We start from the raw sequence: 12,936 nt of genomic DNA on the forward strand, positions 1-12,936 counted from the left end.
GGGCGCGCGTGGGCTCGGGGATGAAGGGCGCGGGCGCGGGTGGACGCGGGACGATGTAGAGCTGTGGAGCTGGGCTGGGGGCCAACACGGGACTGGTCAGGGGCGCGGTGGGGTCGAGGGCCGCTGGCTGGGTTCGAAACGCGAGCGCGGCGTTCGGCGACCCTGGCTGGAACGAGCGCCAGGGAGCGCGAGCGGGCGCGGTCGCGGTCGGGGCCAGCGGGGCCGGAGCCAAAAGAGATTTCACACTCGACCTTGCGGGTAGCTCCGGGCCAACAAACCGCAGATCCAGCGATTTCGCCGCCGTGGGCTGTAAGCTCGACACTTGGAATTCGTCCGAGCTCGAGCGGCGCCTGGGCCCAATGTCGGGTGTTGCAGAGGGCTCGGTCGCGGCTGCTGCCGACGGTACGGTGGCCGCAACCTCGGGCGTTGCCGTGGGTGGAAGGCCTGTTGCCGGTGGTTGCTCGTCAAAATAGCGAGGGATGGGATCAAACAGCGAGCCAGGATCGAGGGGCTCACGGCCGGGCCTTGGCATGGGCGGAGTCGAGGCCGGCGAGGTCTGGGAGGTTGGTGTTGGGGTGGGCGCGTCGTGGCTGGCCGTGGCTGGAGTCGCCGCCGGAGCGACGGCCGGGAGCGGGTCCAGGGTCGGTGAGTTGATCGCCTTGCGCTGAATTCGGGATCCCAGCTGGGGTTCCGCGACGCCCGCGTCGTCGAGCGCCACTTCATTGTGATGACCCTCGAGCTCGACCCCACCGAGCCCGTGACCGAGCGCCTCATCGACGCCAAGCCGCTGATCGACGGCCGCGATCGGTGAGCGACTGCGGACCGCGGGGTGCATGTCAACGCCGTCGGCGCGGACGTGGTCGGTGCCGAAGCGCTGAATCAGTCGGTTGACGTAGGCGCTCATCAAAGGCTCCTGCTTTGTCGTGCGGCCCGCTCGGCGGCGACCAGCTCCACGTAGGCGCGGCGCTCGTCTCGAGACAGGTCGAGGATCTCGGCTCGGCTCCAGCCGTAGCTGCAAGCCAGGTAGTGGACTTCGCGGACCAGGTAGCGGTGCTCATGCTCGAGGGCGCGCAGCAAGAAATGTTGGATGTCGAAGCGGATGTCACGTCGAGCACCGCACTCATGACAGTCGACCGAGAGATGCTGATCGAGGGTTGGACCGACCAGCTCCATCGCCGCTTCGACGCGATCGAGCAGCTCGCCGCTCATGTCGCTGGCGGTGCGTCCCTCGGCGTGATCCTGATCGGCCAAGATGCAGGCGCGGAGCAGCGTGAGGCGACGCCGGTCCAGGGCTTCGCCGAGCAGTGCGCGCTGATCGACGCTGGTTGGCAGCCGAAAACGGGTGCCGTCGGCGAGCGAGTAGGCCCCATCTGGATCGGGACCGACCACGCCGGCCTCGCGCAGGCTGTCTTCGCTGGCGTCGATGCTGGCGACGAAAGCAGCGAGCGAGAAGCTGACGTCTGATCCCTCGCCGCACTGCTCGCAGGGGACCTCGCTCTCGATCTGATCGGTGAAGGTCGAGGCGTAGACAGCCGCGAGCAGACGATCGCGGTCACTGACCGCGAGCTCCCAGGCGCGCCCGGGACCGACGCTGGTCCCGGGCGTCTCGACCAACAATCGGTCGAGCAGCTCGACCGCGGCCATGCCCCCGCCGCCGCGAGCGAGCGCCTGCTCGTCGTGGCCACGCAGACCCCTGATGCAGGCCCAGCGGCCGCCGGGGAGACCGGGTTCGAGTCGTACCTGAAGCATGATCTAGCTCGTGGCTATCTCGTTCGTCGTTGACGGCGGCGTTGAGCTCCGTGTGGGGAGCTAGGATTCCTCGACTTCGGACACGTCGATGCGCTCGAAGCCTTCGTTTTGCAGCACGATGGTCTCGAAGGCGATCGCGTTGGCGTTGGCGTCGAGCTCGGGCTGCGCGGTGTACTCGGACACCCAGCAGCGCACGACGTCGTAGGCGCGCACGACCGTCCCTTGCAGGTTGAGCAGCTCGATCGTGATGTTCTTGCGCAGGCCAGCGAGCGAGACCGCGGTGTCACCCTCGGCGCTGTAGACCTTTGACGCCCATTCCTCGAACTCGGGATCGAAGGTGATGCCGCGCTCGAGCGTGATGGCCTCGAACTTGGACGACGCGGGGGAGTGGCGGGGAGTGCTCAGATCGTTCCCTTCGCGGTGGCTGACGACCTCAGTCGAGCGCTTGAGCGCGCTGACCTTGCTGACGCCGCAGACGAGCTTCCCGTCCCAACGCACGCGGAACTTGAAGTTTTTGTAGGGATCGATGCGGGTAGTATTTACCGGAAATTGTGTCATGGGATTGCTCCTTTCGGGGATCGATTGCCGGGCTAGGTCTGAACCTCGCCAGCTTGCTGCTGGAGGGTGATGACCACGAACTCTGCCGGTTTGAGGGGGGCGAAGCCGATCACGACATTGACGATGCCGAGGTTGACGTCGTTTTGTGTCGTGGTCTCCCGGTCGACCTTGACGAAGTATGCGTCGCTCTTCTTGCCGCCCGCGAAGGCGCCGAGGCGGAACAGGTTGTTCATGAACGCACCCGCGGTCTGGCCAATCTGACGCCACAGCGGCTCATCGTTGGGCTCGAACACCGCCCACTTGAGCCCGCGGAACAGGCTCTCTTCGATGTACAGGGCGAGGCGCCGGATCGGCAAGTATTTGTAGTCGTCGTTGCCCGAGTTGTCGAAGCCGACCATGGTCCGGGCGCCCCAGCTGACCACCCCGTTGGGGAACACGCGGATGGCGTTGACCGCCAGCGGGTTGATCGTGCCGTTGTCGCCGTCACTCATCGAGTGCTCGACGCCGCGGACACCGAGGAGGTTGGCCTCGAGGCCGGCGGGGGCCTTCCACACGCCGCGGCTCACGTCGGTGCGAGCCATGACCCCGGCCATGGCGCCGCTGGGATCGATGCTCTTGGTCACGCCGCCAGCGCTGACCTTGATGCGGGGCCAGTACACTGCGGCGTGATCGGTGGCCACGCCAATGCGGAGATTGGCGATGTTGCTGGTGACCGCGGCGACGTCGGTCCAGCTGGCGTCGGGATCGACCAGCAAGATTGACCGGCGGTTCTTGGCGAACACGCTGGCGGGACCCCACAGCTCCTGGCGATGGGCGTCGGATTGATCCTCAGCCCTGGGCAACACCAGAATGTTGAACAGGTCGATGTCGCGCTCGGCCTTGGCGAAGGCGAGGCTGTAGTCACTGGCGATCGGCCGCGAGCCGTTGGAGCCCGCGCCTGCGCCGTCTTGGTAGGCGACGGCGGCCTGGTTCGAGAACTGATAGCGGGTGAAGTTGGTCGCCGCGTCGAAGTACCCGTCGAACACCGCGACGGCAGCGCCAGAGGCCAGGACGCCGCTGGTGTCGCCATTGTCACCACCATAGTTGGCGTATGCCACCAGCCGGTGACCCTGACGCTCGAACGACCAGTCGATCGCCGAGACTGCGGACGCTGCGGCGATCAGCGCGTCGAGGTTGTTCTGAAGGTTCTGCAGCGTCGGAGGGGTGGCGCCGTCCAGCGCCAAGGTGGTGTCGGTTGTCCAGCCGATTGGGCTGATTGCCTCGTCGGTCACCACGCTGTCAGTGAACTCGACGGTGATCGTATCCGGGTCGACCACCAAGAAGTCACCGAAGCTACCTTGGAAGTTGGCGTCGGAGTCGAGCCTGAGCTTCGAGAACAACCCAGACGGCGCGGGCCGATTGCGGGCGTAGCCGTCGACCTCGAGCGCGCCGTACTCGGCCGGCATGCCCATGGCCTCACCGATGTCGTCAGCGGCGTTGATCTTGGCGAAGCGAATGCGACCGCCGGACCCGGCGCTGATCCGGTAGCCGTAGTAGGTGGCGGCGTCGTCCATCTGGAACATCGTGACGGTGACCGTCTTGCCCTGCGGAGCCAGGGCCAGCTCGATGGCGTCCTTGACCGCGCCGACGGTCTTCGCGCCCAAGGTCACGGTGACGTAGGGCCCATTGTCGGCGCTGACCAGGAAACGGCCGGTGCCGCCCACGGACGTCAGCACGTCGTCGAGGTTGGTGTTGTTGATGTTGTCGACCTCCAACGTCCCCCAGATCGCATATCCGCTGTGGGCGTCGGGCGCGTCGTCGTGCAGCGCCGCGCTCACGAGGTTCGAGTTCTGATTGAGGCTTGTGACGGCGTAGTTGCCGTCAGTCGGGTTCATCGAGAGGTTCTTGAACAGCTCGCTGGCGACGGTGATCGGCGCGCCGCCGGAGTCGACCCCTGCGAGGTCGATGCGAATGTTGAAGGTCATCTCGGGGGTCGGGGTGTCGTAGTCGACATGGACCCGGAGGCTGTTGCCGATCACGCCAGCGCTGACGGCTGTCAGCGTCAGCACCGCGAGCTTGGTGGCGTCGGTGTTGAACAGCTCGATGGCGGCCTTGGTGGCGTTCTGGGCGATCCGAATGACCCACGCCGTCGACCCACCGTTGAGGAAGAACTGCTTGACCTGGTCGTGGAGCTCACCGAGCGAGTTGGTCGCACCGAAGGTGCGCTCGAACTCGGTGTAGCTTAGCGTTCTCATTGGCGTGTCCAATGGCCCTTGTTGGGCCATACCGACAAACAACGCGACTGAAGTCGATACGCCGGTGATTGTCCGGGAACCGGAGGACACCTCCTGAATGTATACACCGGGGTAGCTTACTTGTACGGGCATTGTGCTGTTCTTCCTCTGCGAGTGCGTGTCGTGCTGGAACGAGGGCACCGTGGCATGGGCGAATCGCGCATGTAACTGTCCTTTAGTGAAGCTGTACTAAAGTGAAGGTTGCGGCGATCGCACCAGGGTGTCCCGGCCGGGTGGTCTGCGAAATTCGGCTGATCCCCCAGCCTGGCGGACGGAGGCTCCGCCAGAAATGTCCAAAAGATGTAAGGGTGGTTGCGCCGCTACGTGATGCCCGCCTCCGGGCTGGCTGACCCTCCTCGCGATCGGGAGATCCCCACAATCACGCCACAACCCACCCTGGCACACCACTGAGTCGGCCCGTTTCCCATCCTGACACACAGACCGAATCGTCTCGCTCACGCAATATCATTGTCACTACAAGTTTCATTGCAGCTAGAGCCACAGCCCCCGAGAGTGCGCCCATGCGCTCGATCGGACGACGAAATTTCATGCTCACCAGCAGCGCGACCGCGGCCGCGCTGTCACTGCTCTCTCTGGGCCACAACCGCCACGCCGCGGCGCGAGGCGACTGGGGCGATCTGATCCCCGATCCCGAGGGAATCCTCGATCTACCAGCAGGCTTCACCTACACAATCCTCGAGGCCCAGGGCGACCCCATGGACGACGGCTACCAGGTCCCCGGCCGCGCCGATGGAATGGCCTGCTTCGCGGGCCCCGACGACACGCTGGTGCTGATGCGCAATCATGAGGTCAGCGCTGGGGATATCTTCAATGGCCCCTACAAGATCGGGCAGTCGCCCGTGCCCGAGGCCTACGAGCCTGCGGGTATGGGCGGGGTCACGCGGCTCGTGCTCGACGCGACCAGCTTCGAGCGGATCTCGAGCAACCTCGTGCTGATCGGCACGATCCGCAACTGCGCAGGCGGCCCGAGCCCGTGGGGCTGGCTGTCGTGCGAGGAGAACACCAGCATCAACGGCGGCATCCGCCATGGCTATGTGTTCCTGTGCCCGACCGACGCCACCAGCGTGCAGGCGCCCCAGCGCATCGACGGCTACGGTCGCTTCAACCACGAGGCGGTGTGTGTCGATCCTTCCAACAACTACGCGTACCTGACCGAAGATCGCAATGACTCGTGTCTGTATCGATTCGTTCCCGACGATCGCAGCGAGCCGTTTGTCGGGACCTTGCAGGCGCTGGCGGTGGTCGGCGTGGCGGAGTACGACACCCACGACATGACCGAGGACGATCTGCTCAATGTCGAGTGGGTCAACCTCGACGAGCCCGATCCCGACGAGGACTCACTGCGCGACGAGGCCCAGAGCAAGGGCGCGGCCCGGTTCATCCGTGGCGAGGGGATCTGGTTTCACGAGGGCCAGGTCTACGTGTGCTCGACCAGCGGCGGTCCGGCGGGTAAGGGGCAGATTTTCCGGCTCGTCGACGGCGACAGCCCCACCCTCGAATTGGTGGTGCGCTCGACCGACTCGAGCGTGCTCGACAACCCCGACAACATCACCGTCTCACCGTGGGGCGACGTGTTCATGGCTGAAGATGGCGACGGTGATCAGTACATACGCTGGATCGATCCGCGCGGTGGCGTCTGCGACTTCGCCCGCAACGCCCTGAGCGACAGCGAGCTGGCGGGCGTGTGCTTCTCGCCCGACGGCCAGGCCCTGTTCGTCAACATTCAGGGCGACGGGCTCACGCTCGTGGTCACGGGTCCGTTCCCGCTGGTCGGCCCCATGCCGGGTGACGGTGACGGGGATGGGGACGGGGATGGTGACGGGGACAGCGGTGACGGGGGTGGTGATCTGGGCGACGGCGACGGCGACGGCGATCCGGGAGAGCCGGGCGCCAACGAGGAAGGCGACGGCGGCGACGATCTCGGTGGCGAAGGGGACACGGGCACGGGCACTGAGTCGGGTCGCGCGGGCCTCGAGGGCGACCCCGAAGGTTGCGGCTGCTCGACCGAAGGCGACGAGGCCCCAGGCGTCGCCGCCACGGTGACCGCCGCCGCTGCGGTCGGCCTGCGCAGCCTGCTCGCTCGGCCGGACCACGAGGACTGAGTCGCGCTCGACGTCACCACTCGTAAAAGCCGCTGCCCGACTTCTTGCCGAGCTTGCCCGCCGCGACCATGTCTCGGAGCAGCTGCGGCGGCTCGAAGTGGGCCCCTTGCTCGAGCTTGCCGGCGAGGTATTCGGCGATGCTCAACCGCACGTCCAGGCCCACGAGGTCGGTCAGCTTCAGCGGTCCCATCGGAAACCCGTAGCCGAGCGTCATGGCCTTGTCGATGTCCTGGGCCGACGCGACGCCTTGCTCGACCATGCGAATGGCCTCGAGCCCGATCACCAGACCCAGGCGGCTGGTTGCGAACCCCGGGGCGTCCTTGACCACGATCGGCTGCTTGCCGATGCGCTCGGCGAACGCTCGCATGCGCGCGGTGACGTCGTCGCTGGTCTGCTCGGCGACGACGATCTCGAGCAGCTTCATGATGTGGACGGGGTTGAAGAAGTGCAGGCCGATCACGCGGCTGGGGTTTTGGATCGGCGCGGCGATGTCGGCGATCGACAGCGAGCTGGTGTTGGTCCCGAGCACCGCGTGCTCGCTGACGACCGCGGCGACGCGGGTGAAGATGTCGCGCTTGATCTCGAGCCGCTCGGGTGCAGCCTCGATCACGAGGTCGGCACCGCGCACGGCGTCCTCGAGCGAGGTCGTGCCGGTGAGGCGCGCGAGCGTGGCTTGCTGGTCCGCCTCGGTGAGCTTCCCGCGCGCGACTCCCTTTTCCAGGTTGCTGGCGACCATGCTGAGCCCAGCGTCGACCTGCGGCTGACCCACATCGGTGAGCCGGGTCGTGCAGCCAGCCATTGCGCAGACCTGCGCGATTCCGTGACCCATGGTGCCAGCACCGATCACGGCGACGATCGAGATGTTGTCGGCGATTGCGTCGGACATGCCAGCGATCTACCGCATGCGCAGCGCGATGACTGCGCTGGTCTGGCGAAAGTGTGGCGTTTTGCCCGACGTCGAGCTGTGTGTTTTCCAGCGCTTCGCGACGTATAATGACGACACCAATCCACCTGGCTGTTCTCATGGAAGCACGAAAGGTCGTTGTCACGTTGGTCTGCGCGGCCGACGACGAAGACGCGCTCGAGGCCATCGCCGACGGCCTGCGTGCAGTTGGGCGACAGGTCGCGGTGGTCTCGGGGGTCGACGAGCAGCCCCGGCGTGTCGGCGAGGCGATCGAGCGCAGCGGCGCCTGGGGCTTGATCGTGGTGTGCACCAGCGCGCGGCTCGACGGTCCGCAGCTGCGCAAGGTCGAGGGGCTGTTCAGCGCGCGCCGGGGCCCGAACCACGCGATGGTCCGGGTCGATCTCTCGACCCCGGCCAATGAGAACATCGCCGCGATCTCGCGCGCGACCGAGGCGTTCATCGGCAGCCAAGGTCGCATCGTCCGGCGCAACACGGGTGAGGGCCGAAAGCTGCGCGAGGTCATCCCGCTCGGCGGGATCTCGAGCATGGCGCTGCCGGTCGTGCGGCTGCCCCCGGGCGAGGAGCTCGACGGCGACACCCGCAGGATCCAGCTGCCCGACAACCCCAAGTCCGCCGAGCTCTCCCGCCGCCGCCGGGCCGCCCGCGAGCGTGAGCGTGAGCGCGAGCGGATCACCCGATCCCATCGCTCGCTCAACGCTGACGCGAATGACGACGTCAACCTGGTCGGGGTCGAGCCAACCAGCGCGCAGATGCAGCGAGACGAGGATCGGCTCGATCGGCTGATGATCGGGATGATCGTCGGCGCTGGCGTGCTCGCGGTGCTCGCCGCGCTGACCTTTGCCGGGATCTTTTAGAGACGGTTCAGGGATCCAGGGCGAGCCGGACGGGGAGCAGCGTGGCGCCCTCGCGGCCGAGCTCCATACCGCTGACCTCGACGCTGCTCTGGCTCTTGTAGACGGCGATTCGATAGCTGCCCGGCGGTGGCTCGCTGACGATGAACACGCCCTGCTCGTCGGTCAGGGCGATGATGCGGACGGGCTCCTCCTCGCCCGGCGCGAGCTCGCGCTCGAGGAACACGGCGGCCTCGGCGACTGGGGCCGACGTGCCGGCTTCAGTGACGTGGCCGAGCACGCACGAGCTGACCCCCGCGCAGCGCGGCGACAAGATCGAGATGGTGTCGTGAAGGGGCTCGGGCTCGGGCTTACCGGCGACGCACCCGAGCGCGACCCCAGCGGCGACCGCTGCCGCCCAGGTTCGCGTCTGGGTTCGCATCCAGATCCGCATGCCGCCAGCATGATCCCCCGAGATCGTCTTTCACGCCAGCGTTCACTTGCTTGGCCGCAACGCGACTCATGCGACAACGGAGCGCGAGCCCTCAGCAAGCCCCGTTTGCGCGCCGCGGAACCTGCTCGGATGGGTGGGGGAACAGATATCGGCTCGCGTCGATCTCCGCACCCAGCGGGAGCTGCTGCCCCGCGTCCTCGAGCGCTGCCACGGCTTCGGTGATGCCGTGCTCCCAGCTCGACACGATCCGGCCATCGACCATCTTGCTCGAGACCCAAGTCAGCGCCGTCAGCACGCCGCGGATCAGCGGGTTGCAGATGATCTGCCACGAGCCAACCGTGGGCTCCCGCCGACCTGACCGCGCGAGCTCGAGGCTGAGCTCGGTGACGGTCCGCCGCACGTCGGACGAGGGGCGCTGCACGTCGTCGACATGGTTGACGTAGGCGACGCGGGTCATCGAGTCGAGCGCAGCCTGGGCGACCTCGTGGCTGAACTCGAACAGCTGGGTCACCACGTCCACGCTCAGCTGTCCGCGCCAGCAGCTCAGATACAGCGGCGCGTGGGCGACATCGATCAAGATCTCGCTGGTCGCGTCGGCGATCTGGATCACGCTCACCCAACACGAGTGTGGCCCGCTTCGTGGCCCAGAACAACGCGTCAGCGAGCTAGCCACCAGCGGGCGCCGCTCTCGACGCCGAGCAACAGCAGCACGAGCAGCGCCAGCTCGCGCCAGCGCGGCTCGTAGATCGTCACGGTTCCGGCCTCGCCTTCGGGCTGCCCGCGGGTGATCGCGGCGGGGGTGGTGTCGGCCTCGCGGGCGTCGAACTCGACGACGAAGCGCTCGGCGTGGTCACCCGGCTGGGGCTGAGCGCCGTCCGCTTCACGCGCCCGGGCGCGGTAGTGTCCGGGCGAGTTGGTGGCGTCGAAGCTGGCGAGCTCACCCTCGTGCTTGGGGGTGACCGGGAGGCTCTGACCGCTCGGCGTGGTCACGGTGTAGGCGGTCGCGCGCTCGAAAGTCTTGCGCCCACCCACGGCCACGACCCCGCCGACGCCGGGCCCTCGCGCGCCGGCCAGCCACGCGAGGGTGCGGGTCGCCAGCGGCACGAAGCCGGGCCGCAGCGGGAGGTCGCCCCAGTCACGATCGATCGTCGTGGTCAGCAGCGCGACCCGACCGAGCACGTGCTCGCGGGTGATCAACGCTGGCGCGCCGCTGGTGAACGCGACGGCGATGTCGGCTCCGCGGCGGGGGTCCGGCTCGAGCAGGAACATGCGCCGCGCTCGGGTCCCGCCCAGATCGATGTCGGCGGCGGCGTCGGTCGTGGCACCCGCGAAGATCGGGTGCGAGAGCTGGACGGGGGCGATGCTCTCCCCGCGGGCCTCGGTGCGCCCGGGGGCGGTGCCCGTGTAGATCGCCTCGCGCAGCAGCAGCGGCATGAGCTCGCCGAATCGAGCGTTGTAGTCGGTCGCGCTCACCCGATCGCCAACGGTGATCCACAGCCCCATGCCCGCGGCCACCCGCGCGCGGATCCGCGGCGCGAGCTCGGCCGGCAGCGCGCGGACGTTTGCCAGCACCAGCACGTCGACGTCCGCGAGCGGATCTTGGCTGGGATCGCCGCGCAGCCGATCTTCGAGCTGATCGAGGGCCAGGCCGCGCAGCCGCATGCGCTCGGCGAGATCGCTGGCGCCGAGCGCCGTCGAGAGGAAGAAGATCTCATCGTTGGCCCGGGTCTCGCTGGGATCGCCGTTGACGACCAGGACCTCGACGACCTCGGTGGTCGCCAGCCACACGTGACGACGATCGTCGATCGGGAACGGGTCGTCCTCGCGGTCGAGCAGGTGCACGCGGGCGCGGGTGCCCCGGTCGCCGGCTTCGTCGCCGCCGATCTCGAGGGTGTGGGTAAACTCGACCGAGGCGTCGGCGTTGGGCTCGAGCGCGACGCGGGTCCGGGCGACCTCGACGTTGTCGATCTCGAGCGCGGCCGTGACCTCGAGGGTCGCGGCGGACTCGGTGTCTGCGTAGGGGCCGTAGCGGTGGATCAGCGCGTGGACGCGGACGGCGTTGGGATCGAGCTCGGGGGCCGGCGACCACTCGAGCTCGCGCAGGCCGACGTGCTCGGGTGGCGGCGGCACGCCTGCGCCGTCACTCGTGGGGGCGCCGCGCGTGGGGACGCCGACCACGGTCACGGCTCCGGCGGTCAGCTCGGGCAGCGAACCGAGCCCGCGATCGGTTGGATCGCCGATCGCATAGATCACCCGCGGCCGGGCCTGCGAGTCCGACAGCAGCGCGCTCGCGCGTGGGAGCGCCTCGGCCAGGGTCCAGGCGCCGGGGCGCGGGCCCCGGTCTTCGCTGCGCATCCAGCCGTCGGTGGCCGCACGGACCCGCGGGCGGCCCTGCGCGAGCTCGCTGAGCGCGACGGTCGGGGCGCGGGGATCCGAGATCGTCAGGCCGACCCTGCTCCCGGGCGGCAGCGCGTCGAGCAGCGTGTCGAGCCGCTCGAGCGCGCGGTCCCGATCGCTGCGGCCGTCGACCCGCAGATCCATGCTGGCCGAGGCGTCGAGCAGGATCACCGCGTCGTGGGGCTCGGCGAGCACCGCGACCGCGGCCTCACTGCCGATCACAGGCCGCGCGAGCACCAGCACGAACAGCGCCAGCAACAGCAAGCGGATCAACAGCAGCGGCCAGTCTCGCAGCTCGCGGCGCTGGGTGATCACCGGCTCGCGCGGGGCGATGAAGCGGACCGCGGCGAACCGGATCTTCTGCGGCCGCTCGCGCCCGAGCAGGTGGGCGATCAACGGCAGCGCGAGCCCGAGCAAGCCGAGCAGCGCCAGCGGGGCCAGCAGGCTCACGCGGCGCCCCCGTCATGGGCGACCGCGTCGCTCGGGACCCCGGCCAGGCGCGCGAGCAGATCCAGCATCTGCACGGCCGGGCTCTCGTCGGTGACCATGCGCGAGAGCAGCAAGCCGCCGCGCTCACACGACTGCTCGAGCCAGCGCAGGTGCGCGTGCAGGCGCTCGAGGTAGCCGGCGCGCAGGCTGGTCCCCGGGCCCTCGAGCGTCGGTCGGCGAGCGCGGAGATCCTCGAGCTCGAGCACGCGGGGCTGATCCCAGGGAAACTCGAGCTCGTCGCGGTGCAGGACCTGGACCAGCGCGACGTCGTGGCCGCCGGTCCGCAACAGGGTGAGCCCGCGCTGGAGTGACTCGTCGGCGTCGCGCTGGGGTGACTCGGGATCGGCGTCGGGGCTGACGCCAGCTCCGGCGCCGCCGGGATCGAGGAAGTCGGAGATCACGACCACGAGCGCGCGCCGACGCAGGCGTGGGGCCACGGCCTCGAGCAGCGGCTCCCACGGACAGTCGCCGGTGGCTTCGCGGGTGAACACGTCGGCGACCGTCCGCAGTCGATCCCGGCGGGCGACCGGCTCGAGCCCGGCGAGCTCGAGCGCGTCGTCGCGGCCGACGCCGAACCCGACACGATCGCCCTGGCGCAGCGCCAGGCTGGTCAACCCGGCGGCCACGGTCCCGGCCCGCCGCCACTTTTGTAGCTGGCGGTCACGGTCGCCGTCGCTGGTGTAGTGCATGCCCCCGGAGCCATCGATGAGCAGGACCAGGTCGAGCTCCTCCTCGCTCTCGGTCTGGCGGATCACGAGTCGCTCCGCTCGCGCAGCCGCGCGCCAGTCGAGCCGGCGAGGATCGTCGCCCGGCGCGTAGGCCCGGTAGTCGCGGAAGTCCCGACCGACGCCCGGACGCAGCGAACGATGGGCGCCATGCCGGGCCCCGGCCACCGGCCGACGGACCAGCAGCTCGCGGTTGGCGAGGGCCGCCCGCAGCGACGCCGGGATCAGGCGGCCGATCGGATCGCTGGGATCGTCCGGGAAGCTCGATGCGCCACGCGCTTGGCTCGGCTCGTTGGTGTCACGAGTGTCGATAGGCACGAGTGGGTCCCGGATGGATGCGGGAGTATATCGACGGCTGGTGAGCAACGCGAACGGGGCGCGCGGGGAGGGGCTGACTGGACTGAGTTGAACCG

The 12,936-nt window shown here is 68.5% G+C and carries 10 protein-coding genes and 1 pseudogene; 2 read left to right on the plus strand and 9 right to left on the minus strand.

Going from position 1 to position 12,936, the window contains the following annotated elements; translation table 11 throughout:
- From ENSA7_RS42065 to ENSA7_RS05185, 4 genes and pseudogenes are all read right to left on the minus strand, one after another.
- Positions 1-904, minus strand: a pseudogene (locus tag ENSA7_RS42065) (hypothetical protein); the annotation flags it as partial.
- The gene (locus ENSA7_RS05175; protein ID WP_146157353.1) at positions 904-1,749 is read right to left on the minus strand and encodes a hypothetical protein; all 846 of its coding nucleotides are present in this window, start codon (positions 1,747-1,749) and stop codon (positions 904-906) included. The pseudogene ENSA7_RS42065 and the gene ENSA7_RS05175, both read right to left, overlap by 1 nt.
- 60 nt (positions 1,750-1,809) lie before the next feature.
- Complete coding sequence (locus tag ENSA7_RS05180) at positions 1,810-2,307, minus strand: phage tail protein (protein WP_106088080.1); 498 nt, start codon at positions 2,305-2,307, stop codon at positions 1,810-1,812.
- A 32-nt stretch (positions 2,308-2,339) separates the two neighbouring features.
- On the minus strand, positions 2,340-4,673 hold the full coding sequence (locus ENSA7_RS05185; RefSeq protein WP_244923716.1) for a DUF2586 family protein: 2,334 nt from the start codon (positions 4,671-4,673) through the stop codon (positions 2,340-2,342).
- A gap of 428 nt (positions 4,674-5,101) precedes the next feature.
- Here ENSA7_RS05185 and ENSA7_RS05190 point away from each other — a divergent pair, with 428 nt between their 5' ends.
- A complete protein-coding gene (locus tag ENSA7_RS05190) occupies positions 5,102-6,703 on the plus strand; it encodes an alkaline phosphatase PhoX (RefSeq protein WP_244923717.1) in 1,602 nt (533 codons plus the stop codon).
- Between the two features lie 13 nt (positions 6,704-6,716).
- Here ENSA7_RS05190 and ENSA7_RS05195 read toward each other — a convergent pair whose 3' ends face one another.
- Positions 6,717-7,589 carry a 3-hydroxyacyl-CoA dehydrogenase family protein gene (locus ENSA7_RS05195; protein WP_106088082.1) on the minus strand — a complete coding sequence of 291 codons (873 nt, stop codon included), beginning with the start codon at positions 7,587-7,589 and terminating at the stop codon, positions 6,717-6,719.
- Positions 7,590-7,726: 137 nt separating this feature from the next.
- On the opposite strand from ENSA7_RS05195, the gene ENSA7_RS05200 reads away from it, so the two are divergent.
- Positions 7,727-8,482 carry a hypothetical protein gene (locus tag ENSA7_RS05200; protein ID WP_106088083.1) on the plus strand — a complete coding sequence of 252 codons (756 nt, stop codon included), beginning with the start codon at positions 7,727-7,729 and terminating at the stop codon, positions 8,480-8,482.
- Positions 8,483-8,489: 7 nt separating this feature from the next.
- On the opposite strand, the gene ENSA7_RS05205 is transcribed toward ENSA7_RS05200, so the two are convergent.
- The 4 genes from ENSA7_RS05205 to ENSA7_RS05220 all read right to left on the minus strand — a co-directional run bounded on the left by ENSA7_RS05205 (position 8,490) and on the right by ENSA7_RS05220 (position 12,841).
- Complete coding sequence (locus ENSA7_RS05205; protein WP_146157354.1) at positions 8,490-8,900, minus strand: carboxypeptidase-like regulatory domain-containing protein; 411 nt, start codon at positions 8,898-8,900, stop codon at positions 8,490-8,492.
- 103 nt (positions 8,901-9,003) lie between these two features.
- Positions 9,004-9,528, minus strand: a complete 525-nt coding sequence (locus ENSA7_RS05210; protein ID WP_106088085.1) for a hypothetical protein — start codon at positions 9,526-9,528, stop codon at positions 9,004-9,006.
- Positions 9,529-9,569: 41 nt separating this feature from the next.
- The gene (locus ENSA7_RS05215) at positions 9,570-11,759 is read right to left on the minus strand and encodes a vWA domain-containing protein (protein ID WP_106088086.1); all 2,190 of its coding nucleotides are present in this window, start codon (positions 11,757-11,759) and stop codon (positions 9,570-9,572) included.
- Complete coding sequence (locus ENSA7_RS05220) at positions 11,756-12,841, minus strand: DUF58 domain-containing protein (protein WP_181233189.1); 1,086 nt, start codon at positions 12,839-12,841, stop codon at positions 11,756-11,758. Before ENSA7_RS05220 ends, ENSA7_RS05215 begins: the two co-directional genes overlap by 4 nt.
- Positions 12,842-12,936 lie beyond the last annotated feature (95 nt).

It is taken from the genome of Enhygromyxa salina (assembly GCF_002994635.1).
Classification (GTDB): domain Bacteria; phylum Myxococcota_A; class Polyangia; order Nannocystales; family Nannocystaceae; genus Plesiocystis; species Plesiocystis salina_B.

Excerpts from the sequence above, each read along its gene's own strand:
- ENSA7_RS05175 (WP_146157353.1), bottom strand. The coding sequence starts at position 1,749 with ATGCTTCAGGTACGACTCGAACCCGGTCTCCCCGGCGGCCGCTGGGCC.
- ENSA7_RS05180 (WP_106088080.1), bottom strand. The coding sequence starts at position 2,307 with ATGACACAATTTCCGGTAAATACTACCCGCATCGATCCCTACAAAAAC.
- ENSA7_RS05185 (WP_244923716.1), bottom strand. The coding sequence starts at position 4,673 with ATGCCCGTACAAGTAAGCTACCCCGGTGTATACATTCAGGAGGTGTCC.
- ENSA7_RS05190 (WP_244923717.1), top strand. The coding sequence starts at position 5,102 with ATGCGCTCGATCGGACGACGAAATTTCATGCTCACCAGCAGCGCGACC.
- ENSA7_RS05195 (WP_106088082.1), bottom strand. The coding sequence starts at position 7,589 with ATGTCCGACGCAATCGCCGACAACATCTCGATCGTCGCCGTGATCGGT.
- ENSA7_RS05200 (WP_106088083.1), top strand. The coding sequence starts at position 7,727 with ATGGAAGCACGAAAGGTCGTTGTCACGTTGGTCTGCGCGGCCGACGAC.
- ENSA7_RS05205 (WP_146157354.1), bottom strand. The coding sequence starts at position 8,900 with ATGCGAACCCAGACGCGAACCTGGGCGGCAGCGGTCGCCGCTGGGGTC.